The organism is Achromobacter sp. Bel, from assembly GCF_012928505.1.
Taxonomy (GTDB): domain Bacteria; phylum Pseudomonadota; class Gammaproteobacteria; order Burkholderiales; family Burkholderiaceae_B; genus Achromobacter.
Map to the genome: position 1 here is coordinate 14,233 of NZ_JABBJN010000058.1, position 22,587 is coordinate 36,819.

The 22,587-nt window shown below is 64.7% G+C and carries 22 protein-coding genes and 1 pseudogene; 7 read left to right on the plus strand and 16 right to left on the minus strand.

Annotated elements, in window-relative coordinates:
- Positions 1–157 precede the first annotated feature (157 nt).
- The 4 genes from HG262_RS25810 (at position 158) to HG262_RS25825 (ending at position 5,107) form a co-directional block, all read left to right on the plus strand.
- Complete coding sequence (locus tag HG262_RS25810) at positions 158–1,321, plus strand: ABC transporter substrate-binding protein (RefSeq protein ID WP_169273726.1); 1,164 nt, start codon at positions 158–160, stop codon at positions 1,319–1,321.
- 146 nt (positions 1,322–1,467) lie between these two features.
- On the plus strand, positions 1,468–2,505 hold the full coding sequence (locus tag HG262_RS25815; RefSeq protein ID WP_169273727.1) for a branched-chain amino acid ABC transporter permease: 1,038 nt from the start codon (positions 1,468–1,470) through the stop codon (positions 2,503–2,505).
- A gap of 5 nt (positions 2,506–2,510) precedes the next feature.
- Positions 2,511–4,349 carry a branched-chain amino acid ABC transporter ATP-binding protein/permease gene (locus tag HG262_RS25820; protein ID WP_169273728.1) on the plus strand — a complete coding sequence of 613 codons (1,839 nt, stop codon included), beginning with the start codon at positions 2,511–2,513 and terminating at the stop codon, positions 4,347–4,349.
- Positions 4,346–5,107: an ABC transporter ATP-binding protein gene (locus HG262_RS25825; protein ID WP_169273729.1), complete on the plus strand. Its 762-nt coding sequence runs from the start codon at positions 4,346–4,348 to the stop codon at positions 5,105–5,107. Before HG262_RS25820 ends, HG262_RS25825 begins: the two co-directional genes overlap by 4 nt.
- 57 nt (positions 5,108–5,164) lie before the next feature.
- On the opposite strand, the gene HG262_RS25830 is transcribed toward HG262_RS25825, so the two are convergent.
- The 14 genes from HG262_RS25830 to fdxA all read right to left on the minus strand — a co-directional run bounded on the left by HG262_RS25830 (position 5,165) and on the right by fdxA (position 18,992).
- Positions 5,165–5,563, minus strand: a complete 399-nt coding sequence (locus HG262_RS25830) for an ASCH domain-containing protein (protein ID WP_169273730.1) — start codon at positions 5,561–5,563, stop codon at positions 5,165–5,167.
- Positions 5,560–7,713, minus strand: coding sequence for a phospholipase C, phosphocholine-specific (locus HG262_RS25835; protein WP_169273731.1), 2,154 nt, complete (start codon positions 7,711–7,713; stop codon positions 5,560–5,562). Before HG262_RS25835 ends, HG262_RS25830 begins: the two co-directional genes overlap by 4 nt.
- A gap of 82 nt (positions 7,714–7,795) precedes the next feature.
- A complete protein-coding gene (locus HG262_RS25840) occupies positions 7,796–8,641 on the minus strand; it encodes a branched-chain amino acid aminotransferase (RefSeq protein WP_169273732.1) in 846 nt (281 codons plus the stop codon).
- A gap of 85 nt (positions 8,642–8,726) precedes the next feature.
- Complete coding sequence (locus tag HG262_RS25845; protein ID WP_169273733.1) at positions 8,727–9,764, minus strand: ABC transporter substrate-binding protein; 1,038 nt, start codon at positions 9,762–9,764, stop codon at positions 8,727–8,729.
- A gap of 123 nt (positions 9,765–9,887) precedes the next feature.
- Entirely contained in the window at positions 9,888–10,871 is a 984-nt protein-coding gene (locus HG262_RS25850) for a branched-chain amino acid ABC transporter permease (protein ID WP_169273734.1), read from the minus strand.
- Positions 10,868–11,755: a branched-chain amino acid ABC transporter permease gene (locus tag HG262_RS25855; RefSeq protein WP_169273735.1), complete on the minus strand. Its 888-nt coding sequence runs from the start codon at positions 11,753–11,755 to the stop codon at positions 10,868–10,870. The genes HG262_RS25850 and HG262_RS25855 overlap by 4 nt, the downstream gene beginning before the upstream one ends.
- A 101-nt stretch (positions 11,756–11,856) precedes the next feature.
- On the minus strand, positions 11,857–13,071 hold the full coding sequence (locus HG262_RS25860) for an ABC transporter substrate-binding protein (RefSeq protein WP_169273736.1): 1,215 nt from the start codon (positions 13,069–13,071) through the stop codon (positions 11,857–11,859).
- A gap of 61 nt (positions 13,072–13,132) precedes the next feature.
- Positions 13,133–13,843 (minus strand): ABC transporter ATP-binding protein, encoded by a 711-nt coding sequence (locus HG262_RS25865; RefSeq protein WP_169273737.1) that lies wholly within the window; start codon positions 13,841–13,843, stop codon positions 13,133–13,135.
- Positions 13,840–14,613 (minus strand): ABC transporter ATP-binding protein, encoded by a 774-nt coding sequence (locus tag HG262_RS25870; RefSeq protein ID WP_006223797.1) that lies wholly within the window; start codon positions 14,611–14,613, stop codon positions 13,840–13,842. The genes HG262_RS25865 and HG262_RS25870 overlap by 4 nt, the downstream gene beginning before the upstream one ends.
- Positions 14,614–14,965: 352 nt before the next feature.
- Positions 14,966–15,601, minus strand: coding sequence for an endonuclease III (gene nth, locus HG262_RS25875; RefSeq protein WP_169273738.1), 636 nt, complete (start codon positions 15,599–15,601; stop codon positions 14,966–14,968).
- Positions 15,598–16,266, minus strand: a complete 669-nt coding sequence (gene rsxB / locus HG262_RS25880; protein WP_169273739.1) for an electron transport complex subunit RsxB — start codon at positions 16,264–16,266, stop codon at positions 15,598–15,600. Before rsxB ends, nth begins: the two co-directional genes overlap by 4 nt.
- 113 nt (positions 16,267–16,379) lie before the next feature.
- The gene (phaZ, locus tag HG262_RS25885) at positions 16,380–17,606 is read right to left on the minus strand and encodes a polyhydroxyalkanoate depolymerase (RefSeq protein ID WP_169273740.1); all 1,227 of its coding nucleotides are present in this window, start codon (positions 17,604–17,606) and stop codon (positions 16,380–16,382) included.
- Between the two features lie 212 nt (positions 17,607–17,818).
- Entirely contained in the window at positions 17,819–18,619 is an 801-nt protein-coding gene (locus HG262_RS25890) for a ferredoxin--NADP reductase (RefSeq protein WP_169273741.1), read from the minus strand.
- A 49-nt stretch (positions 18,620–18,668) separates the two neighbouring features.
- Positions 18,669–18,992, minus strand: a complete 324-nt coding sequence (gene fdxA, locus HG262_RS25895; protein WP_169273742.1) for a ferredoxin FdxA — start codon at positions 18,990–18,992, stop codon at positions 18,669–18,671.
- A 156-nt stretch (positions 18,993–19,148) separates the two neighbouring features.
- Here fdxA and pncB point away from each other — a divergent pair, with 156 nt between their 5' ends.
- Complete coding sequence (gene pncB, locus HG262_RS25900; RefSeq protein WP_006223802.1) at positions 19,149–20,324, plus strand: nicotinate phosphoribosyltransferase; 1,176 nt, start codon at positions 19,149–19,151, stop codon at positions 20,322–20,324.
- 72 nt (positions 20,325–20,396) lie between these two features.
- Positions 20,397–20,747 carry a RidA family protein gene (locus HG262_RS25905; protein WP_169273743.1) on the plus strand — a complete coding sequence of 117 codons (351 nt, stop codon included), beginning with the start codon at positions 20,397–20,399 and terminating at the stop codon, positions 20,745–20,747.
- Positions 20,748–20,815: 68 nt separating this feature from the next.
- Here the strand turns inward: HG262_RS25905 and HG262_RS25910 are convergent, their stop codons facing one another.
- Together HG262_RS25910 and HG262_RS25915 are read right to left on the minus strand one after the other, a co-directional pair.
- Positions 20,816–21,325 carry a flavodoxin family protein gene (locus HG262_RS25910; RefSeq protein ID WP_169273744.1) on the minus strand — a complete coding sequence of 170 codons (510 nt, stop codon included), beginning with the start codon at positions 21,323–21,325 and terminating at the stop codon, positions 20,816–20,818.
- Positions 21,322–22,155: a M90 family metallopeptidase gene (locus HG262_RS25915; protein WP_169273745.1), complete on the minus strand. Its 834-nt coding sequence runs from the start codon at positions 22,153–22,155 to the stop codon at positions 21,322–21,324. Before HG262_RS25915 ends, HG262_RS25910 begins: the two co-directional genes overlap by 4 nt.
- Before the next feature lie 209 nt (positions 22,156–22,364).
- Between HG262_RS25915 and HG262_RS25920 the strand changes: the two are divergent.
- A pseudogene (locus tag HG262_RS25920) lies at positions 22,365–22,587 on the plus strand (GTP pyrophosphokinase); the annotation flags it as partial.

Sequence of the window (22,587 nt, forward strand, 5' to 3'; positions counted from 1 at the left end):
CTAAAACAAGGTTTCCGTAGCACATCAGGGATTTACCGTAGTTACGGGAAGTCATCTGATACTGTTTTAACCATATAATATTTTTTTCTGTATAACTTTAACTAGGCTCGCTTCGCCTCAATCGAGGCACATAAGAGCCACCACAGGAGACAAAAATATGCGCAAGCACTTCGGCTTGTCCGCGGCGGCTGCCGCTTTCGCCCTGACTCTGCCGCTCCTGGCAAGCGCACAGGTCAAGGTGGGCGTGACGGTATCCAGCACCGGCCCCGCCGCGTCGCTGGGCATCCCCGAGCGCAACACCGTGGCACTGCTGCCCAAGGAAGTGGCCGGCCAGAAGATCGAATGGATCGTTCTGGACGACGCCACCGACACGACGCAAGCCGTCAAGAACTCGCGCAAGCTGGCCTCCGACGACAAGGTCGACGTGCTGATCGGCACGTCCGTGACGCCGGGCTCGCTGGCCATGGTGGACGTGGCCGCCGAAGCCAAGGTGCCGATGATCAGCGTGGCCGCCAGCGCCAAGATCGTCGAACCCGTGGACGAGAAGCGCCGCTGGGTTTTCAAGACCCCGCAGAACGATGCCCTGATGGCCGGCGCCTTGGCTGATGCCATGGCCAAGTCCAAGGTGAAGACGCTGGGCTTCATCGGTTTTGCCGACGCCTACGGCGACGGCTGGCTCGACGTGATGCAAAAGGCCGCCAAGGCCAAGGGCATCGAGATCGTCGCCATCGAAAAATACAGCCGCACCGACACCAGCGTGACGGGCCAGGTCCTGAAGCTGGTCGGTGCAAAGCCCGACGCCATCCTGATCGCCGGCGCCGGCACCCCGTCGGCCCTGCCGCAGAAAGAACTGAAGGCCCGCAACTACGGCGGCACCATCTATCAGACCCATGGCGCCGCCAACAACGACGTGCTGCGCGTCTGCGGCAAGGATTGCGACGGCATGCTCCTGCCGGCCGGCCCGCTGCTGGTCGCGGCCCAGTTGCCCGATTCCAACCCTGTCAAGAAGTCGGCCCTGGCCTACGTCGAGACCTACGAGAAGGCCAATGGCGCCGGCTCGACCAACACGTTCGGCGGTCACATGTGGGACGCTGGCCAACTGGTCGTGGCGGCCTTGCCCGTGGCGCTGAAGTCGGGCGCCAAGCCCGGCACGCCGGAATTCCGCGCCGCCATGCGCGACGCGCTGGAAGGCGTGAAGGATCTGGCTGCCTCGCAAGGGGTGTTCAACATGTCGCCCACCGACCACGCCGGCTTTGACGAGCGTTCGCGCGTCATCGTCAAGGTCGAAGGCGGCAAGTGGGTCTATCAGCCCGGTCTGTAATTCCCCAGGATTGCCCGATCCACGGGTGCACAACGTAAGGCAGGCGCCAGTCGCTGGCGCTTGCCTTGCGGCACCCGAGCAATGCTTCGCACCGGCCTTTCCGGCCGGTGTGTCGTATCAGCAAGAAATCACAAGGTAGTTGTTCGATGGATTCCTCAATTGCGCTGATCCTGCTGCAAGACGGTGTCGTCAACGGCGCTATCTATGCCCTGTTGGGCATGGCTCTGGTGCTGGTTTTCGCCGTTACGCGCGTCATTTTCATTCCCCAGGGCGAGTTCGTGGCGTTTGGCGCCTTGACGCTCGCCATGCTGGTGGACGGCAAGGTGCCCGGCACCGCCTATCTGCTGCCGCTGCTGGGCGCCGTGTGCCTGGCGCTTGAACTGCTGCGCGCCGTGCGCACCCGCAGTTTCGCCAGCCTGCCCAAATCCGTGGTCACCTGTGTCGTCCTGCCGCTGGCCCTGCTGTGGCTGACCAAGAGCTACATCGGACCCGACAACTCGCTGTGGCTGAACATGCTGCTGACGCTGTTGCTGGTGATCCCGATGGGCCCCCTGGTTTACCGTATTGTTTACCAGCCGTTGGCCGAAGCCACCGTGCTGGTGCTGCTGATCGTCTCCGTGGCCGTGCACTTCGCCTTGATGGGATTGGCGCTGGTGTTCTTTGGCGCCGAAGGCTGGCGCACGCCGGCATTCGTCAGCGGCCAGGTGGATCTGGGCTTCATGGTCTGGTCCGCGCAAAGCCTGTTCGTGGTGGCGACCTGCGCGCTGCTGATCGTGGCCCTGTGGCTGTTTTTCGGCAAGACGCTGTATGGCCGCGCGCTGCGCGCCACCGCCGTCAACCGCCGCGGCGCGCGGCTGGTCGGCATCAGCACCACGATGTCCGGCAGCCTGACGTTCACGCTGGCGGTGGGTATCGGCGCCATGTCCGGCATGCTGATCGCGCCCATTACCACCGTCTACTACGACACGGGTTTTCTCATCGGCTTGAAGGGCTTCGTGGGCGCCATCATCGGCGGCCTGGCCAGCTACCCCATCGCCGCGGCGGGTTCGCTGCTGGTCGGCGTGCTGGAGTCGTTCTCGTCCTTTTGGGCCAGCGCCTATAAGGAAGTGATTGTCTTTACCCTGATTATCCCGGTTCTGGTCTGGCGTTCGTTCAGTACCCATCACGTGGACGAAGAGGAATAAACGTCATGAACCGCATTTTGCTTGCCGTATTCATCGTCGTCCTGGTGGGCCTGCCATTGGTGCCGGTCACGCCTGAATTCTGGGTGACGCAACTCAATTACATCGGCCTGGCCAGCCTGGTCGTGCTGGGGCTGGTGCTGTTGACCGGCGTGGGCGGCCTGACGTCGTTCGGCCAGGCGGCGTTCGTCGGCCTGGGCGCCTATACCACCGCCTTCCTGACCACGCAGTACGACGTATCGCCCTGGTTGGCGCTGCCCGTCGGTCTGGTCATTACCGCCGTGGTGGCGTATCTGCTGGGCGCGATCACCTTGCGCCTGTCGGGCCACTATCTGCCGTTGGGCACCATCGCCTGGGGCCTGTCGCTGTATTTCCTGTTCGGCAATATCGATTGGCTGGGCAAGCACGACGGCATCGCCGGCATCGAGCCTCTCAGCGTGTTCGGTATTTCGCTGGCCAGCGGCCGGCACATTTATTACCTGATCTGGGTGTTCGTCCTGCTGGCGCTGTGGGCAACGCGCAATCTGCTGAATTCGCGTCCTGGCCGCGCCATCCGCGCGCTGAAAAGCGGTGCCGGCATGGCCGAATCCATGGGCGTGAACACGGCCGCATACAAGGTCGTGATCTTCGTCTGGGCGGCGTTGCTGGCCTGCATCTCGGGTTGGCTCTATGCGCACATGCAGCGCGCCGTGAGCCCCAGTCCCTTCGGCCTGAACTACGGCATTGAATATCTGTTCATGGCGGTGGTGGGCGGCGCGGGTTACGTCTGGGGCGCCTTGCTCGGTTCCAGTGTCATCCTGGTACTGAAGGACCAATTGCAGAATCTGCTGCCCAAGCTGCTGGACACCAACGCCAACTTCGAGATGATCGTTTTCGGCGTGCTGCTGATCCTGATGCTGCAATACGCCCGCAACGGCCTGTGGCCGATCCTGTCGGGCTGGTGGGGCAGCATCACCGGCGCCGACGGTTCGCGCCGCAACCTGGCGCCGCCGGCCCCCGCGCCCGCCTTGCCGACGCGCGAGCGTCCGCAGGCGGGGCAGGTGGTGCTGGAAGTGGACGCCATTCGCAAGGAATTCGGCGGCCTGGTCGCGGTCAACGACATCACCTTCAAGGTCAGTTCGGGCGAAATCATGGGCCTGATCGGGCCCAACGGCGCCGGCAAGAGCACGACCTTCAACCTGATCAGCGGCGTGCTGCCGGTGACGCGCGGCAAGGTCACGTTCATGGGCCAGCGCATCGACAACCGCTCGGCGCGCGAGATCGCCAAGCTGGGCGTCGGCCGCACCTTCCAGCACGTGCAATTGCTGCCCGGCATGACGGTGCTGGAAAACGTGGCGCTGGGCGCGCACTTGCGCTCCGACGTCGGCGTGCTGGCGGGCGCCTTGCATTCGGACCGGGCCCGCGAGGCGCAGTTGCTGCACGAGGCCGCCCAGCAGATCAAGCGCGTGGGCCTGGGCGAATACCTGTATGAACAGGCGGGCAACCTGGCGCTGGGCCAGCAACGCATCCTGGAAATCGCGCGCGCCCTGGCGTCCGATCCCGTGCTGCTGCTGCTGGACGAACCCGCCGCGGGCCTGCGCTACAAGGAAAAGCAGGATCTGGCGCGCGTGCTGGAACAGTTGCGCGCGGAAGGCATGAGCATTCTGCTTGTCGAACACGATATGGATTTTGTGATGCGCCTGACCAACCACCTCGTGGTGATGGATTTCGGCACCAAGCTGGCCGAAGGCGTGCCGGCGGATGTGCAAAAGAACCCGGCGGTGCTGGAAGCCTACCTGGGCGGCATCGACGACGACCTGCCTGAAGCGGATCAGGCCAAGCCCGTGTCGGCCGGAGGTGTGCAATGAGCGCCACGCAATCCCCCGTCCTGGAAGTCAGCAATTTGTCGGCCCGCTACGGCAAGGTCGGCGCGCTGGTGGGCGCCACCCTGACCGTGCCCGCCGGCAGCATCGTGACCGTGATCGGCGCCAACGGCGCCGGCAAATCCACCATGCTGAACGCCGTGATGGGTTCGCTGCCGCAGACCGGCCATTCGGCAGGCACCGTGCAGTACGCGGGCGCCGACGTGTCCGGCTGGCAGGTGGAACGCCGCGTGGCGGCGGGCATGTCGCTGGTGCCCGAGCGCCGCGAACTGTTCGGCACCATGTCCGTGGAAGACAACCTGCTGCTGGGAGGCTTTCGCCGCTACCGGGCGCGCGAGGCCGGCTGGCGCGACACGCTGAACGAAGTGTTCGACCTGTTTCCGCGGCTGCGTGAACGCCGCGCCCAACAGGCCGGCACCTTGTCCGGCGGCGAACGCCAGATGCTGGCGGTCGGCCGCGCGCTGATGGCCAAGCCCACGCTGCTGATGCTGGACGAACCCAGCCTCGGCCTGGCGCCGCGCATCGTGCGCGAGATCTTCCACATCATCGCGCGCCTGCGCGAAACCGGCGTGGCGATCCTGCTGGTCGAGCAGAACGCCCGCGCGGCCCTGCAAGTGGCGGACTACGGTTACGTGCTGGAAACCGGCGAAGTGATCCTGCACGGCCCGGCGCGCGAACTGGCCGGCGACCCGAAGGTTATCGAAAGCTATCTGGGCCTGGGCAAGGGCGCGGAAAAAGACTGAGCGGAACTCGACGCCGTTCCTAAAAGAGCCGGACACCGATAGGTGCCCGGCTTTTTTTCATCTGTCGAATACCTCGACCACGCGGAAGCGTTCGCAGGCCAGCATCATGCCCGGCGCATAGCCGCCGTTGCGCTCGAAGTAGGCGATGTGCGCGTCCCGCCAGACATCGTAGGGGCCTTCGCCCTCGGCCAGCGCGAACGCTTCGTCCACCTGGTCAAAGCGCTGGATCAGCACGCTGGTGGTCTCAATGACGCAAGCCGGCCGGCCCTTGCCGTCCAGCACCACGTCGCGCCGCCCGGCCTCGGGCACGGGTTCCTTGTCGTTGAAGTGATGCAGGGCGCCGCAGGTTGCCGTCTTGGCGCCAGTCAGCACCAGGGCCAGCAGTTCGTCGGCCAGCTCGGGCGAGTCGCCGAACTGGAATGTCACGGCGTTTTCGTATGGGGCGGGTGGTTTCATGCTTGGGGTGTCCATTGCAGGTTCAGCTCCTGGCCCATTTCAGGGTCGGACGTGGAAGGGTCGCCGGTTTCGATGCGTCCGGCCAGCCGGCGCGTACAGGCGGGGTCGTCGGGGATATGCACGGTGACGTCATACCAGCCGCCCGTGCGGGTCATGTCCCACGACAGTTCGACGGATTCGCCAGGCGCCAATGCGGCGCCGGTTTGTGGCGGGTGGCGGTAGGCATTGGCGTCGACACGGAACGTGCGCGGTTCGGGGCCGGGGTTATGCACCGTCAGCCGCAGAGACGCGCCGGGGCCGGCATAGGCGGCGGTGACGTCCAAGGGCGGCACCGCCCCGGCCACCGCGCGTCCCGTGCAATGGCGGTGGAACCCGTTCGGCCCCAACACCCACAGGTCGTAGCGGCCGTCATCGCCGGCCGTCAGCCATTCACCTTCCAGCCGCTTGCCCGCTTCCACGGTGTAGCGGCGCGGGCCGCGGTCCAGGTGCAGCCGGTCGTAGACATGCAGTACCGCGGCGGCCGCGCCGACGTTCTCGAATTGCAGCGTGACGCGGTCGCCGTCCGTCCGGGCGTGAGTATGCAGCGCATAAGGCAGCGCGCGGGAGGGGCGCGTGCCGGCTTGCTGGCGAGCCAAGGCCGGTTGCGCCGGTGCGGGGGGCGTTACCGTGCCGGGCAGGGCGGAGGCCTGCGCGGCCCGTTCGGCCGTGGCGGGAAAATCACGCAGCAGGTCGGCGCCGTCGGGGTTGGCGAAATCGAAGATCGACGTCAGGTCGCCGCAGACGGCGCGTCGCCAGGGCGAGATATTCGGTTCGGCCACGCCGAAACGCTGCTCGACGAAACGCAGCACCGACGTGTGGTCGAACACTTGCGAATTGACCCAGCCGCCCTTGGTCCAGGGCGACAGCACGTACATGGGCACGCGTGGCCCCAGCCCGTAGACGCCGTGCAGATGCGCCGGCGTGTCGTCCTTTTCAACCCCGGTGATGAGTTCGTGGTATTCGCCGCGGGTGTCCACGGTGGACGCGCCGGCCAGTGCGCCCGTGGCGTCGCGCGACGGGGGGGCGGGCGGCGGCATGTGATCGAAAAAGCCGTCGTTCTCGTCGAACATCAGCAGCAGGACGGTCTTGCTCCAGACCTCGGGATTGGCGGTCAGCGCGTCCAGGACGCGGGCCGTGTAATCCGCGCCTTGCGCGGGGCTGGACGGGCTGGGATGTTCGGATCCCGCCTTGGTGGCGCAGATCCACGACACCTGCGGCAACGTGCCGTCCAGCACATCCTGGCGCAGCCGGTCCAGGCTACGAGTCGTCAGCGCCTTTTCCTTCAGCGCGGCAAGCGATCCCGGCACCCCGTGGTAGGCATCGCGATAGGCTTTGAACCCGGCGGTGGGGTTCAGCGAATAGTTGTCCGCCATGTCCTGGTAGATGCGCCAGCTGACGCCCGCGGCTTCCAGCCGTTCCGGATAGGTGGTCCAGGTGTAGGCGCGCGCGGGGTCCCCGCCCTTGAGCTTGTTGTAGACGTTGCCCAGCGCCGGGCCGTTGCCGCGTCCCGCGCCGTCGTTCGTGCCGCTCCAGACGAACAGCCGGTTGGTGTTGGTGCCGCCGGTGAACGAACAGTGGTAGGCGTCGCAGACCGTGAAAGCGCGCGCCATGGCGTACTGGAACGGCATGTCGCCCTCGGTGTAGTACGCCATCGAATGGTTCTTCTTGGCCGCGGGCCAGCGGCCCATGCGGCCGGCTTCCCAGGCATCCTGCGCGTTGGACCAGGTGTGCGGCGTGCTGGCGATGCGCAAGGTCTCGAAGGCTTCGCGCGTGTCCAGGTGATAGGGCAGCACGGTGCGCGGGGCGCCTTCGTCGGGCTTGTCGTTGTACTGCGCCCAAACCGTGCGGTGGCGGGCGTCGGGGCTGTCCGGCACCGGGATGGGGAAGCGGTCGCCAAAGCCGCGCACGCCCGCCAGTCCGCCAAAATAATGGTCGAACGACCGGTTCTCCTGCATGAAGATCACGATGTGTTCGACATCGCGGATCGTGCCGGTGCGGTGGTTGGCGGGAATGGCCAGCGCGCGGCGGATGGACGCCGGCAGCAGCGCCAGCGCACTGCCGGCGCCTGCCAGGGTTGCGCTGTTGCGCAGGAAGTCGCGTCGTGTCTGCATTGTCGGGCATCGCTTGAATACGACGCTGCCCGCGAGGGGGCGGGCAGCGTCGGGGGGGGCGGGAGGGGAGGGCGGCGCCGGCTTAGCGGCTGCCGGTGCTCTCCGCGTACTCCATGTACAGTTTGTGGGCGCGGCGCGCCAGCGGGCCGTATTCCAGCGCGCGGCCTTCCACGCGATTCACGTGGACCACCTTGCCGTAGTTGCCGGACGAGAACACTTCGTCGGCGTCTTCGACATCGGCGCGGGTCAGGCTGCGTTCTTGCACTTCGACGCCGTCGGCCTTCAGCAGCGCCAGCACACGGCGGCGCGTGATGCCGTTCAGGAAGGTGCCGTTGTCCACGGGCGTGGACACGACGCCGTCTTTGGCGATCCACAGGTTGCTGGTGGCGAATTCGGCGATGTTGCCCGCGCCGTCCAGCATGATGGCGTTGTCGAAACCCTTTTCCGCGGCTTCGCGGATGGCGCGCTGGCCATTGGGATACAGGCACGACGCCTTGGCGTCGGTGGGCGCCATGTTCGGCCAGGAACGCGCATAACTGGAGAAGCAGGCCGAGAAGCCTTGCTCGCCTGGCATCGGCACCTTGAACACGTGCAGGACGAATTGGGTCTTGTCCGCGTCGGGCAGCAGGAACCCGTCGGCGCAATAGAACATCGGCTTGATGTAGAGCTCGGTGCCGGCGGGGAACTTGGCCACGGCTTCCAGGCACAGCGTCTGGATCGCTTCCCAGCTGATCTGCGGCTTCATCAACATCTTTTCAGCCGAGCGCACGACGCGCTGACAATGCAGGTCCAGGTCCGGCGTCAGGCCGCGGAACGCGCGGGCGCCGTCGAAGACCATGCTGGCCATCCAGAACGCGTGGTCGGCGGGGCCGAGCAGTTTGGGATTATCGGTGGTCCAGTGGCCGTCGTGCCAATACAGGGCATCCATGTTCATCTTCCTTTACTTGAATCGGGTAGGCGCTTCTTCGGCGCCGAAACGCCAGGATACATGAGCCGGCGATGGGGTTCGGCCATCACTCGCGCGCCAGCGCCGCCTGCACGCGATCGGCGGCGTCCGCCGGCATCCATTGCCGCCAGACGGGGCCGTACTGCTTCAGGAAATAGCGCGCCGCGTCCTCGGGTTCCTTGCCTTCGTTTTCGAGCCAGCCCAAGGTGGCGTTGATGGCGTCGTCCGGCACCGTCAGCTTGCCCAGGAATTCGGTGATCTTGGGTGCGTCTTTGGCAAACGCCGCGTTCACGCCCGTGACGACGGGGTTGGGCTTGAACTCGGTGGCGACCGGATCGGCGCATTTGGGATCGGTCATGCAGGTGTAGGCGGTTTGGTTGAAGGCGGGCAGATCCAGCTTCACCAGATCCAGCGCGCCCACCAGCGATGTCGGCGTCCAGTAGTAGAAGACGATGTCGCGCTTGCGCTTGTAGGCCGACACAATGGCGGCTTTCTGCGCGGCGCCCGAGCCGGGCGCGAACAGCGAGTAGTCCTTGTCCAGCTTCAAGGCGCGTAGCAGGTTGTCGTTCAGGGTGCCGCAAGCCCAGCCGGCGGGGCAGCCGTAGATGCGGCCGCGCCCGGGGTCTTCGGGGTCGGTGAACACCTTCTTGTAGCGCGCCAGGTCGGACGCCGCCTTCAGGTCCGGATGGCGTTCGACGGTGTAGCGGGGCACGTACCAGCCTTCGCCGGCGTCGTACACGTGGCCCACGCCCAGTACTTTGCCGCTGGCCAGCGCCTTTTTCCAGGCGCCTTCGATCTGGCCCGGCCATACTTCAGGCGTCACGTCCACGTCGCCGCGTTGAAGCGCCGCCAGCATGGGCAGCGTTTCGCCGATTTCCACGGTGGTCTTGCAGCCGTAGCCGTGTTCCAGCACATAGCGTTCAATGCCCGCCAGCACCAGGTTGGATTCCCAGTTCAGTCCGCTGAACCGGATCGGGCGGTCGACTTCGCAGGTGGCGGCCGTGGCGGGGGTGTCGGGGGAGGCAGCTTGGACGGCCGGAGCCAGGAGGGCCGCGGACAGCGCCAGGGCGCCGCAGACGGGGGCGAGCGGATGCGGGTTGCGCATAGTCAGGCACCTGTTCGATTGGGTGCGTTTTATTGTACGGGGGCTTGGCCCTGGCCAAAAGCGAACGGGGCCGCATGGTGCGGCCCCGTTCGGGTCCCCGTTTGGGTGGCAGGCGTTTGCCGGTCAGGCGCGGGCGGCGCGCCGGCGGTCGATGAAGGCGCCGACTTCGCCCACGATGCCGCGGCGGAAGGCCAGCACGCAGATCACGAAGATCAGGCCGATCACGATGGTGACGGATTCACCCAGGCGCAGGAACCAGTCCACGCCGGTCAGGCTGGCCATCATCTGGCCGAAGTCGCCCACCTTGTTTTCCAGCAGCACCACGATGAAAGCGCCCAGGATCGGCCCGGTCAAGGTGCCCAGCCCGCCGATCAGCGTCATCAGGATGACCAGCCCGGACATCTGCCAGGTGGCATCCGACAGCGTGGCCGACACGAACACCAGCGTCTTGGTGGCGCCGGCCAGGCCAGCCAGCGCGGCCGACAGCACGAAGGCCAGCAGCTTGAACCGGTCCACGTCGTAGCCCAGCGAAATGGCGCGCGGCTCGTTTTCGCGCAGCGCCTGCAGCACTTGCCCGAAGGGCGAGTTCACCGTGCGCCAGATGATGAAGTAGCCGATGATGAAGATCGCCATCACCAGGTAGTACAGGTTGATGTCCTTGGACAGGTCAACCAGCCCCAGCAAGGTGCCGCGCGGCACGCTTTGCAGGCCGTCCTCGCCGCCCGTGAACTTGGCCTGCAGGAAGAAGAAGAACACCATCTGCGACAGCGCCAGCGTGATCATCGCAAAGTAGATGCCGCTGCGCCGGATGGCGATGGCGCCCATCGCCAGGCCCAGCAGCGCCGCCACGCCCACGCCGAACAGCAGGCCGATTTCGGTGGGCAGGCCCCAGACCTTCATCGCATGGCCGGCGGCGTACGCCGCGCTGCCCAGGAAGGCGGCGTGGCCGAAGGACAGCAGCCCGGTAAAGCCCAGCAGCAGGTTGAACGCGCAGGCGAAAAGCGCGTAGCACATGATCTTCATGGCGAAGATCGGATACACCCCCAGAAAGGGTAGAGCGGCCACCACGACGGCCAGGACGGCATAGCCCAGGAATTGACGATTCATTTTTCTTTTCCGAACAGCCCGGCCGGGCGGATCAACAGAACGATGGCCATGATGATGAACACGACGGTGCTGGAGGCTTCGGGCCAGAACACCTTGGTCAGTCCTTCAATCACGCCCAGGCCCAGACCGGTCACGATGGCGCCCATGATGGACCCCATGCCCCCGATCACGACCACGGCGAACACGACGATGATGAGGTTGGACCCCATCAGCGGGGAAATCTGCAGGACGGGCGCGGCCAGCACGCCGGCAAAGCCCGCCAGCGCCACGCCGAAGCCGTAGGTCAGCGTGATCATGCGCGGTACGTTCACGCCGAAGGCCTCGACCAGGCGCGGGTTTTCGGTGCCGGCGCGCAGCAGGGCGCCCAGACGGGTGCGTTCAATCACGAACCAGGTCGCCAGGCACACGACCAGCGACGCCGCCACGACCCAGCCCCGGTAGTTCGGCAGGATCATGAAGCCCAGGTTGGTCGCGCCGCGCAAGGCGTCGGGCGTGGGATAGGGTTGGCCCGACACGCCATAGAAGCTGCGGAACAGTCCCTCGATCAGCAGCGTCAGCCCGAAAGTCAGCAGCAGGCCATACAAGTGGTCAAGCTTGTACAGGTGCTTGAGCAGCAGCTTCTCGATAAGGATGCCGAACAGCCCGACGACCAACGGCGCCAGGACGAGCATGATCCAGTAGTTCAACCCCAGGTACGACAGCCCCATCCAGGCGATGAACGCGCCCAGCATGTAAAGCGCGCCGTGCGCGAAGTTGATGACGTTCAGCAGCCCGAAGATAACGGCAAGCCCGAGCGACAACATGGCATAGAAGGAACCGTTGACCAGGCCCAGTAATAGCTGGCCGAACAAGGCCTGTATAGGGATGCCGAAAAGGTCAGTCATCTTGTGAAAATCCTGCGCGTACGAATGGAAGCGAGCAAATTCAAGGTGCGGCCGCGGCGGCTTGCGCCTGGCCGCACCTCGGGGTCACATGAGCCGGTGGATTACTTCTTGACCAGCTTGCAGGTGGACTCGGACAACTTGGTGTAGACCTCGTCGCCGGGCAGCGTCGCCACGACCTTGTAGTAGTCCCACGGGCCCTTGGATTCGGCCGGGGTCTTGACCTGCATCAGGTACATGTCGTGGATCATGCGGCCGTCTTCGCGCACGTAGCCGCCCTGGGCGAAGAAGTCGTTGACCTTGTTGGACTTCATCCACTTCATCACGGCATCGCCGTCGTCCGTGCCAGTAGCCTTGACCGCGTTCAGATAGAAGGTAAGCGCGGAATAGTCGCCCGCCTGCAGCATGGACGGCTTGCGGCCGACCTTGGCTTCGAACTTCTTGGACCAGGCGCGCGAAGCGTCGGATTGGTCCCAGTACCAGCCGTCGGTCAAGTACATGCCCTGCGTGGCCTGCAGGCCCAGCGCGTGCACATCGTTGATGAAGACCAGCAGACCCGCCATCTTCATGGTCTTGGTCACGCCGAATTCATTGGCGGCTTTGATCGCGTTGATGGTGTCGCCGCCTGCGTTGGCCAGACCCAGGATCTGCGCCTTGGAGGCTTGCGCTTGCAGCAAGAAGGACGAGAAGTCCGAAGCGCCCAGCGGCGCCCGCACCTGGCCTTTCACGTCGCCGCCCGCGGCCTTGACGACAGCCATGGTGTCGCGCTCCAGCGCATGGCCGAAGGCGTAGTCGGCGGTCAGGAAGAACCAGCTCTTGCCGCCGTCCTTTACCACGGCGGAACCGGTACCGCGCGCCAGGGCCACGGTATCGTAGGCATAGTGCACGGTGTAGGGCGAGCATTGCGCGTTGGTCAGGTCCGAAGCGCCCGCGCCGATTGCCATGAAGGGCTTCTTCTTGGCTGCGGCCACGCCGGCCATGGCCAGGCTGGTCGACGAGTTCGTGCCGGCGATAATGACATCGACCTTTTGTTCGTCGAACCATTCGCGCACGCGGGCCGACGCGACGTCGGCCTTGTTCTGGTGATCGGCCGAGACCACTTCGATTTTCTTGCCGTTGATCGAGCCGCCGGCGTCTTCGATCGCCATGCGGATCGCGTCCAGACCGGCCTTGCCGTCGATGTCGGAATACACACCCGACATGTCGGTGATGAAGCCGATGCGGATGACATCGTCGGAGATACCTTGCGCGTGGGCGGTTGCCCCTGCAAATCCCAGGCCCGCCATGGCCAGTGCAGCAGTGATAGTGTGCAGCTTCATGGGATGACTCCTCTTCCCTACGGTGTAGTGTTGCCGGGGATCCGGCGGATGACAGGTTGTTTTAGACGCCCAGCAATTCGTTGAGCGTGTCCTGTTTTTCTGAAAGCTCAGCCGCTTCGAAATGCTCGACGATCTGGCCATGCTCCATTACATAGAAGCGGTCGGCCAGCGGAGCGGCGAAGCGGAAGTTCTGCTCCACCATGACGATGGTGTAGCCGCGCTGCTTGAGCGTCGTGATCATGCGGGCGAGCGCCTGCACGATGACCGGCGCCAGGCCTTCGGAGATTTCGTCCAGCAGCAGCAGGTTGGCGCCGGTGCGCAGGATGCGCGCCACCGCCAGCATTTGCTGTTCGCCCCCCGACAAGCGCGTGCCGGGCGAATGTCGGCGCTCTTGCAGGTTGGGGAACATGTCGTAGATCTCAGCCAGCGACATGCCGCCGCCCAACGAGCCCACGACCGGAGGCAGCAACAGGTTTTCTTCGCAAGACAGGCTGGCGAAGATGCCGCGTTCTTCGGGGCAATAGCCCACGCCCAGGTGGGCGATCTTGTAGGTGGGCAGGTCGATGGCCTCGGTGCCGTGGATGCGCACTGACCCCTTGCGCGATCCCGTCAGGCCAAGAATGGCCCGCAGCGTGGTGGTGCGGCCGGCGCCATTGCGGCCCAGCAGCGTGACGACCTCGCCTTGCCCCACGCGCATATCCACGCCGTGCAGGATATGCGATTCCCCGTACCAGGCTTGCAAGCCTGAAATTTCCAGTGCCGGGGTGCTCATGCGTGCGCTCCTTGAAGTTCGCCGTCGGTGGTGCCCATGTAGGCTTGCATCACGGCCGGATGGCGCGAGACTTCGGCGTACGTTCCCTCGGCCAGCACCGAGCCGCGCGCCAGCACCGTGATGGTGTTGGCGATGGAGGAGACGACGTTCATATTGTGTTCGACCATCAGGATCGTGCGCCCGGCGCTGACGCGCTTGATCAGCTGCGTGACGCGGTCCACGTCTTCGTGGCCCATGCCCTGCGTGGGCTCGTCCAGCAGCATGAGTTCGGGTTCCATCGCCAGTGTCGTGGCGATCTCCAGCGCGCGCTTGCGGCCGTACGGCAGGTTCACCGTGGTCTCGTTGGCGAAGGCGCCCAGGTCCACCTGTTCAAGCAGCGCGCGGGCGGGCTCGTTCAGCGCAGCCAGGCGCTTGTCGCTTTGCCAGAAATGGAACGACAGGCCGGTCTTGCGCTGCAAGCCGATCCGCACGTTTTCAAGCACGGTCAGGTGAGGAAACACCGCCGAAATCTGGAACGAGCGGATCACGCCGCGCCGCGCGATCTGCGCGGGGCGATCGCCGGTGATGTCGATGCCGTTGAACTTGATCGTTCCCGAAGTGGGAGATAAGAACTTGGTAAGCAGGTTGAAGCAAGTGGTCTTGCCCGCGCCGTTAGGCCCGATCAAGGCATGAATCTCGCCCCGCTTGATACGCAAATCGACCCCATTGACCGCGACGAATCCGCGGAACTCCTTGGTGAGGCCTTTTGTCTCCAGGATTGTGTCATCCATGTCCGCTGCACCGGCGTTGATTTTTATGGTCTCAACCTGCCGTCATTGCGCCAGGCCCCCGCGGGGTCGTGAAATCCAGCGATTGTTCGCTGATTTCCGATGAGTTGCCGGCGAGTATGCGGACCTCTTTATCAAAATTCCATGAGGGTTTTACATAGGTTTTGCAGTGCGGCATGTTGAATTGTCAACAAGCCGACAATACCGGCCGGGCAGGGCGGGAAAACCCTTTTGCTTATCCAATGCGTTGCAGCAAATCCGCGTTGATCGTTGTCAACGCGTTATGCAATTCCCGCCAGGGAAAACCCGGTTTTTCGCGTGATGAAATAATTACGCAATGTTCAGAATGCGGGATTCACGCAGGCGTTTTCGGTTTGAATTCGCACAGGTCGGATATGCCGCATTGCGGGCATTTCGGTTTGCGCGCCACGCAGACATAGCGGCCCAGCAGAATCAGCCAGTGATGCGCGTCCTGCATGTACTCGCGCGGCACGAACTTCACCAGTTTTTCTTCAACTTCCAGCACGTTCTTGCCGGGTGCGATGCCGGTGCGGTTAGAGACGCGGAAGATGTGCGTGTCCACGGCCATGGTGGGTTGGCCGAAGGCGGTGTTCAGCACCACGTTGGCCGTCTTGCGGCCCACGCCCGGCAGCGATTCCAGCGCCTCGCGGGTTTGCGGCACCTCGCCGCCGTGGTGCTCGATCAGGATCCGGCAGGTCGCGATCGTGTTCTTGGCCTTGGTGCGGAACAGGCCGATCGTCTTGATGTAGTCGGACAGGCCTTCTTCGCCCAGGTCCAGCAGGGCCTGGGGCGTGCCGTACTGCGGGAAGAACTTGCGCGTGGCGATGTTGACCGACTTGTCGGTCGCTTGCGCCGATAGCAGCACCGCGATCAGCAATTGGAACGGGGTGTCGTATTCCAGTTCGGTGGTGGGATGGGGGTTGGCCGCCTGCAGGCGGGCGAAGATCTCACGGCGTTTGGCTGCGTTCATGACTGCGTCGGATTGCGGCGGGCCCGGGCGCGGGCCAGCGCGGATTCAATGGCGGAGCGCTTGCGGTCTTCGCTTTGCGCGTCGGCGGAGGCGGGCGTCACGCCGGGGGAGGCAGCGGCCTGAAGAGGAGCCGGCTGAGCGGGAGCCTCCGGCGCCATCAGGCGCGCGTTGTCAGCCGCCAGGCGTTCGGTGCGCGCCAGGTGGCTGCGATGGCGCTGTCGGCTGACCGCGGCGTCCTGCGCGCTCCAGATGCGCCCTGCGGGCACCATCTGGATGCAATCGACCGGACAGGGCGCCACGCACAGGTCGCAGCCGGTGCACCAGTCGGCCAGCACCGTGTGCATGTGCTTGTTGGCGCCCACGATCGCATCGACCGGACAGGCCTGAATGCACAGCGTACAGCCGATGCAATGGGATTCGTCGATGCACGCGACCAGCAGCGGGCCGGGTTCGCCGCGTTCCAGGTCCAACGGCAGGACAGGGGTCTGCAGCAGCGCGGCAAGCGCGGCGATGCCTTCGTCGCCGCCGGGCGGGCAGCGGTTGATCGGGGCTGCACCCTCGGCGATGGCGTCGGCATAGGGCCGGCAGCCGTCATAGCCGCACTTGGTGCATTGCGTCTGGGGCAGCAAGGCGTCGATGCGGTCGGCAAGTGAGCGACAGGACATGTAAGGCCAATAAAAGAAAAAGGGGCCACTCGGGCCCCGTGGAATACGGATCTGGCTTGAGGGGCGCGCGGGCCGGGCCCGCGCGTCACCTGCCGGACGGCGCTATGCCGTCGTCAAGCCGATTGCCGGATGAATTCGGCAATTTTAGGACAGATCATTTCGCGCCACCGGCGGCCCGAGAAAATCCCGTAGTGGCCGCAGTTGGGCGCGGTGTAGTGCGTCTTGCGTTCGGCCGGAATGTTCTTGCACAGCTTGATGGCCGCCCGCGTTTGGCCCTGCCCCGAAATATCGTCCAGCTCGCCTTCGACGGTGAACAGGGCGACCTGCTTGATATCGGCCGGGCGCACGGTCTGGCCGTCCACTTCCCACGTGCCGCTGGGCAGCGCGAAGTCCTGGAACACCATGCGAATCGTGTCCAGGTAAAACTCGGCCGGCATGTCCAGCACGGCGTTGTATTCGTCGTAGAAGCGGCGATGCGCTTCGGCGTCGCTGTCGTCGCCGCGCAGCAAGTCCAGGTAGAACTCGTAGTGCGACTTCATGTGGCGGTCGGGGTTCATGGCCATGAACCCGGCATGCTGCAGGAAGCCTGGGTAGACCTTGCGGCCGGCGCCCGGATAGCGGGGCGGCACCGGGTGGATCACTTGGCTTTCAAACCACGAATAGGGTTTGGTGGTGGCCAGGCGGTTCACCTGCGTGGGCGACTGGCGCGGATCGATGGGACCGCCCATCATCACCATGCTACGCGGTTGGCAGGGATCGTTGGCGGTGGCCATCAGCGACACGGCGGCCAGCACCGGCACGGTGGGTTGGCAGACCGAGATCACGTGCACGTCCGGGCCCAGGTGCCGGATGAAGTCCTGCACATAGCGCACGTAGTCGTTCAGATGGAAGGGGCCGGCCGACAGGGGCACCATCCGGGCATCGACCCAGTCCGTGACGTATACGTCATGGTTGGGCAGCAGCGCGCGCACGGTGTCGCGTAGCAGCGTGGCGTGGTGGCCCGACAGCGGAGCGACCAGCAGGACCTTGGGGTCGTCGCGGCCGGCGGCGCGCACGTCGCGGTGAAAGTGCACCAGGCGGCAGAAGGGCTTGTCCCGCGCCAGGGTTTCGGTGACGCGTACGGACTTGCCGTTGATCTGGGTCTCGGGAAGATTCCAGGCGGGCTTCTGATATTCCTTGCCGATCCGCGTCATCAACTCGTACCCGGCAGCCAGCTGGCGGGAGATCGGGGTGTAGGCGAGGGGACTGTAGGGGCTGGAGAACAGCTGGGAACCGGCATCCGTGAATGCAGCGAACGGAGTCAGGAAGGCGCGCTGCATTTCGTGCAATTGGTACAGCATTTGGGGGAAGTCCTTCTGGGTCGTGCGTGTGCCCCGATTATTGCGCCGAGGACTAAAGATATATCCAATCAGCCTAAAGAAACTGCGGCAAAAACCGGGATTCTGTTGCTAAAAAGAGACCCGCCATCCCATTAAGCACCAGTTTAGGGCGTTTTTTTGCCCTGCCCAGAGACCAAACGGAGGATATGTGCACTAAGCCCGGCCGTGCGGGATCACCAGTAATTCTCAACCGCCAGGTTGCCGGGAATGCCCCGGCGGCCCGGCTTGAATCCGCGTTCGCCCAGCAGCTTGCGGGCGTCCGCCAGCATCTCGGGGTTACCGCAAAGCATGATCTTGGCGTGCTCGGGATCCAGCGGCAGCCCGGCCAATTGCTCCAGCCGGCCGTCCGCGATCAGCGTGGTCAGGCGCGCCTGCGGCATGCCGGGCAGGGGCTCGCGAGTGGCGATCGGCAGGTAGACGAGCTTTTGCGGGTCGGCCGCGAACAGGTCGGCCAGCTCGGGCCGCTTACCCCAGGATTCGATCTCTTCGCGGTAGGCCAGCTCCGCCGCGGTGCGTACGCCGTGCACCAGAATGATGCGGCGGTAGGCGCGCCAGGTGGCCGGGTCGCGCAGGATGGACAGGTAGGCCGACAGGCCGGTGCCGGAGGCCAGCAGCCAGAGGTCGCCCCCCGGGGCGAAGCGCTCCAGCGTCAGGAAGCCGTAGGGCGCTTTTTCCACGTACAGCGCGTCGCCCGGGCGCAATTGCGCCATGCGTGGGCTGAACAGGCCGTCGGGGACGACGATGGAATAGAACTCCAGCCCGGACTCGTGTGGAGCCGACACCATGGAATAGGCGCGCCACAGGGTGGGCGGGCCATCGGGCGCGTCTGCCCCGGGCAGACCGACCCGGGCAAACTGGCCCGGCAGGAACGTATACGCGTCGTCGCGGGTCACGCGTACGGAGAACAGCTTGTCGGGCACCCAGGTATGGATCTGGGTTACGGTCTGGCGCGTGTATTTGGAGTCGTCGGTCATCGGGGCATCGCACGATGCCGGCCACCGGGCGGCAGCCGGCGGTCGCGGATTATTTTTCCAGGTATTGCAGCTTGTCCTGCTTGCCGTTCCAGTCGTCGGCGTCCGGCAGGGGCTTCTTGGCGCGGCTGATGCTGCCGAACTCGGGGGAGAGTTCGGCGTTCAGCGCGATGAAATTCAGTTGGTCCTGCGGCACGTCTTCTTCGGCGTAGATCGCATTGGCCGGGCATTCCGGGATGCAGACGGCGCAGTCGATGCATTCGTCCGGATCGATCACGAGGAAGTTCGGACCCTCACGAAAACAGTCCACCGGGCACACATCAACGCAATCGGTGTACTTGCACTTAATACAGTTTTCGGTGACAACGTGGGTCATTCAGGAACTCCGGGATCGGCGGCTTTTGTGTCTTGTTGGCCGGATTTTACCCAATGCGGGCGGGATGTGCCGGTAATACCCGTATTGACATCGTGGCCCATCGCCCTGAACCCTGTGTCCTCTATGCTATGGTGTCGCGAAACGATACGCGCAATCATGATAATCACTTCGCTGCTCGACACCGATCTGTACAAATTCAGCATGATGCAAGTGGTGCTGCATCAATTCCCCGCTGCACAGGTCGAGTACCGTTACAAGTGCCGCACCGTGGGCGCCGACTTGCGCCCCTATCTGGATGAAATCCGCGAAGAAGTGCACCAATTGTGCCAGTTGCGCTTCACCCAGGACGAACTGGATTACCTGGGCGGCTTGCGTTTCATCAAAAGCGACTTCGTTGATTTCCTTGGGCTGTTCCATATGCCCGAGCGTTGCATCCACATCAGCGAAGGCGACGCGCCCGGCGAGATCTCGATCGAGGTCAAGGGCCCGTGGCTGCACACGATCCTGTTCGAGATCCCGGTGCTGGCCATCGTCAACGAAGTCTATTTCCGCAATACGCGCAAGAATCCCGACTGGGAAGAAGGTCGCCAGCGCTTGCAGTCCAAGATGCACCTGGTGCTGGACGACCCCGCGCTGGCCGATTTCCGCGTGGCCGAATACGGCACGCGACGCCGCTTCTCGAAAGTCTGGCACCAGGAAGTCGTGTCCACCATGAAGGCGCAGATGGGGCCGCACTTTGCCGGCACCAGCAATGTGCTGCTGGCCAAGCAGCACGAAGTGCTGCCGCTGGGCACGATGGGCCATGAATACCTGCAGGCCTGCCAGGCGCTGGGCCCGCGCCTGCGCGATTCGCAGGTGTACGCGCTGGAAGTCTGGGCCAAGGAATACCGCGGCGACCTGGGCATCGCGTTGTCGGATGTCTACGGCATGGATGCCTTCCTGCGCGACTTCGACATGTATTTCTGCAAGCTCTTCGACGGCGCGCGCCATGACTCCGGCGATCCCTTCGTCTGGGGCGAGCGCCTGCTGGAACACTACCGGAAGAATCGCGTGGACCCCCGCGCCAAGACCCTGGTGTTCTCGGATTCGCTGACGTTCCCGCGCGCCATCGAACTGGCCCGCCAGTTTGCCGGGCGTTGCAAGGTGTCGTTCGGCATCGGCACCAACCTTACCAACGACCTCGGCCATGAACCGCTGCAGATCGTCATGAAGATGGTCCGCTGCAATGGCCAGCCCGTGGCCAAAGTGTCCGACGCGCCTGAAAAGACCATGTGCGACGATCCCGCCTACCTGGCGTATCTGCGCCAGGTATTCCAGCTGCCCCCCGCCTGAGGGCGGCTCGGGGTAAATTGCTGGTTTCCTTGTATTGATCCACTCACCCAACTCGACTCTAGGGGAATATTCATGAGCAGCATCAAGCGCTTCCACGTCGCCAAGCGCCTGTCGGACATGGCCGTGTACAACGGCGTCGCGTACCTGGCAGGCCAGGTGCCTGACGATGCCAAGCTGGACATCACCGGCCAGACCGAGCAAGTGCTGGCGACGATCGATCGCCTGCTGGCCGAAGCCGGCACCGACAAGACCAAGATCCTGATGGCCCAGATCTACGTGGCCAACATGAAGGAATTCGACGGCATGAACAAGGCCTGGGACGCGTGGGTCGCCGACGGCAATTCGCCTCCGCGCGCCACGGTCGAAGCCCGCTTGGCCAACTCCGACTTCAAGGTCGAGATCGTCGTGACGGCCGCCGTCTAAGCGATATCCGCCGGTAAGCAAAAAGCCCTTCGGCATGCCGAAGGGCTTTTTCTTTTCGCGCGCAACCCTCATCCCCCCATCAGCACGATTCCGGCCAGCACCCCCCCCAATTCCTCGCACCTGGTCAGGTCCCCCTCGCGCACCGTCTTTTCCGCCCAAATCTGTTCGGCCGTCTGCGCCCCCATGTTGACGATCAGCGCCGGCGCCACCGCCTTCAGCCGCCAGCCGGTGCAAATCCGTTCAACCTGCCGCGCCGCGCCCGAGCCGTCGCTGCCCGCACTGATGGCGCAACCGTAGGGCAGCCCCTGGATCCGGTCGAGCACGGCGTAGTAGTTGCGGTCGAAGCATTCCTTCATTTCTCCGCTCAGGCTGGCCAGGTTCTCCGGCGCGCAGAACAGGTAGCCCTGGCTTGCCAGCAGGATGTCGGCGTCGACCTCCGAGGCGCGCCGCAGCACGACGTGCAGCGCGTCGGCCTGCTCCAACTGCGTGGCAGCCGCTACGGCGCCCCGGGCGGCGGCCTCGGCCATCTGCCGGGCCGCGCCCGTGCGCGAATGCCAGACGATCAGCAGTTGCTTCATGCGTAGCGCTCCAGGGTGTCCTGCCGGTAGTACGCCCGCAGCAAGCCATACCATTCGGGCAGGGCCTGCTGCATGGGGGCGGGGTCCACGAAGAAGTGCTCCGAGCTGACGGCGAAGAACTCCGCCTCGTCGGTGGCCGCGTAGGGGTCCATCGGCAGTTGGCCGTACCAGGCGTCTGCTTCCTCGCTTTCCGGGTCCACGTCGTGCGGGATGGCCGCCTCGACCGCGTCCAGCGCGGCGATGAATCGATCCAGGCTGTCGTCCAGCACTTGCCGCCAGACCTTCGGCTTCAGATCCGGGTGCGCGGACAGCGACGGCATGCCGTCGGCAAAGCCCGAGCGCAGGTCCAGCTTGTGGGCGAATTCATGGATGACCACGTTGAAGCCGCCTTCGGACAGTTGCGTGTCTTCCCAGGACAGCACAAGCGGGCCGCCTTCCCAGGCTTCGCCAGCCGCGTCCTCGATGTATTCATGGACCACGCCGTCGTCGTCCTGGCGCGAACGGGGAATGCGGAAGCTGGCGGGGTACACGATGATCTCGTCCCAGCCTTCATAGAGCTCGGGCGCCAGGTTCAGGATGGGCAGGCAGGCTTGCGCCGCGATGGACAGGCGCATGAAGTCCGAGACCTCCAGGCCCTGTGCGCCATTGATGGTCTTGCTGGCCAGCAGCCAGGCCGACCGCGCCAGCAACTGGGCGGTTTCGTCGGCGTTCAACGCCGCCAGGAAAGGGTAGGCATTCAGCACCTGCCGCCAGAGTTCGGGCGAGATCCGGGCCTGCATCTGGGCGACCTCTGACGGGCGGGCGCCCCGGCCCTTGAGCCAGCGCAACATAAGCTTCGGTTCCTTCTATATACCGGGAGGCGGCGGAGCATTCAGTGTTAACAGGCCCTAACGGCGAGCATTCGCAACGCCGAGAGGCGCTCATTTGGGTGCTCACCCTTCGGGCAGGCCGATAGCCGGCCTGTGCGAGGCTCCTTTTAGTGCTAACAGGCCCTAGTGTAGAGTGTCGGGATATCAACCCGCCACGCACGACGCCCTTCATGTCCGCCCCGCCTGTTCCCGACGCGCCTTCGCCTTTCGACGCTTCCTGGCGGCAGGAGGTAGGGGCGGGCCTGGACGCCGACGGCATGGCGCTGATCGACCGGGCTGTCGCCTGGGCCATCCCCCGGTTTGAAGGGCAGCAGGCATTGACGGGCGAGCCGTTGGCCGGCCATGGCGCCGGGGTGGTCCGCATCCTGGCGGCCCTGCACACCGACGCCGCCA

Excerpts from the sequence above, each read along its gene's own strand:
- rsxB (WP_169273739.1), bottom strand. The coding sequence starts at position 16,266 with ATGTCCTGTCGCTCACTTGCCGACCGCATCGACGCCTTGCTGCCCCAG.
- HG262_RS25825 (WP_169273729.1), top strand. The coding sequence starts at position 4,346 with ATGAGCGCCACGCAATCCCCCGTCCTGGAAGTCAGCAATTTGTCGGCC.
- HG262_RS25860 (WP_169273736.1), bottom strand. The coding sequence starts at position 13,071 with ATGAAGCTGCACACTATCACTGCTGCACTGGCCATGGCGGGCCTGGGA.
- HG262_RS25910 (WP_169273744.1), bottom strand. The coding sequence starts at position 21,325 with ATGAAGCAACTGCTGATCGTCTGGCATTCGCGCACGGGCGCGGCCCGG.
- phaZ (WP_169273740.1), bottom strand. The coding sequence starts at position 17,606 with ATGCTGTACCAATTGCACGAAATGCAGCGCGCCTTCCTGACTCCGTTC.
- pncB (WP_006223802.1), top strand. The coding sequence starts at position 19,149 with ATGATAATCACTTCGCTGCTCGACACCGATCTGTACAAATTCAGCATG.
- HG262_RS25820 (WP_169273728.1), top strand. The coding sequence starts at position 2,511 with ATGAACCGCATTTTGCTTGCCGTATTCATCGTCGTCCTGGTGGGCCTG.
- HG262_RS25835 (WP_169273731.1), bottom strand. The coding sequence starts at position 7,713 with ATGCAGACACGACGCGACTTCCTGCGCAACAGCGCAACCCTGGCAGGC.
- HG262_RS25840 (WP_169273732.1), bottom strand. The coding sequence starts at position 8,641 with ATGGATGCCCTGTATTGGCACGACGGCCACTGGACCACCGATAATCCC.
- HG262_RS25830 (WP_169273730.1), bottom strand. The coding sequence starts at position 5,563 with ATGAAACCACCCGCCCCATACGAAAACGCCGTGACATTCCAGTTCGGC.
- HG262_RS25905 (WP_169273743.1), top strand. The coding sequence starts at position 20,397 with ATGAGCAGCATCAAGCGCTTCCACGTCGCCAAGCGCCTGTCGGACATG.
- HG262_RS25845 (WP_169273733.1), bottom strand. The coding sequence starts at position 9,764 with ATGCGCAACCCGCATCCGCTCGCCCCCGTCTGCGGCGCCCTGGCGCTG.
- fdxA (WP_169273742.1), bottom strand. The coding sequence starts at position 18,992 with ATGACCCACGTTGTCACCGAAAACTGTATTAAGTGCAAGTACACCGAT.
- HG262_RS25890 (WP_169273741.1), bottom strand. The coding sequence starts at position 18,619 with ATGACCGACGACTCCAAATACACGCGCCAGACCGTAACCCAGATCCAT.
- HG262_RS25850 (WP_169273734.1), bottom strand. The coding sequence starts at position 10,871 with ATGAATCGTCAATTCCTGGGCTATGCCGTCCTGGCCGTCGTGGTGGCC.
- HG262_RS25810 (WP_169273726.1), top strand. The coding sequence starts at position 158 with ATGCGCAAGCACTTCGGCTTGTCCGCGGCGGCTGCCGCTTTCGCCCTG.
- HG262_RS25870 (WP_006223797.1), bottom strand. The coding sequence starts at position 14,613 with ATGGATGACACAATCCTGGAGACAAAAGGCCTCACCAAGGAGTTCCGC.
- HG262_RS25815 (WP_169273727.1), top strand. The coding sequence starts at position 1,468 with ATGGATTCCTCAATTGCGCTGATCCTGCTGCAAGACGGTGTCGTCAAC.
- HG262_RS25865 (WP_169273737.1), bottom strand. The coding sequence starts at position 13,843 with ATGAGCACCCCGGCACTGGAAATTTCAGGCTTGCAAGCCTGGTACGGG.
- HG262_RS25855 (WP_169273735.1), bottom strand. The coding sequence starts at position 11,755 with ATGACTGACCTTTTCGGCATCCCTATACAGGCCTTGTTCGGCCAGCTA.
- HG262_RS25915 (WP_169273745.1), bottom strand. The coding sequence starts at position 22,155 with ATGTTGCGCTGGCTCAAGGGCCGGGGCGCCCGCCCGTCAGAGGTCGCC.
- nth (WP_169273738.1), bottom strand. The coding sequence starts at position 15,601 with ATGAACGCAGCCAAACGCCGTGAGATCTTCGCCCGCCTGCAGGCGGCC.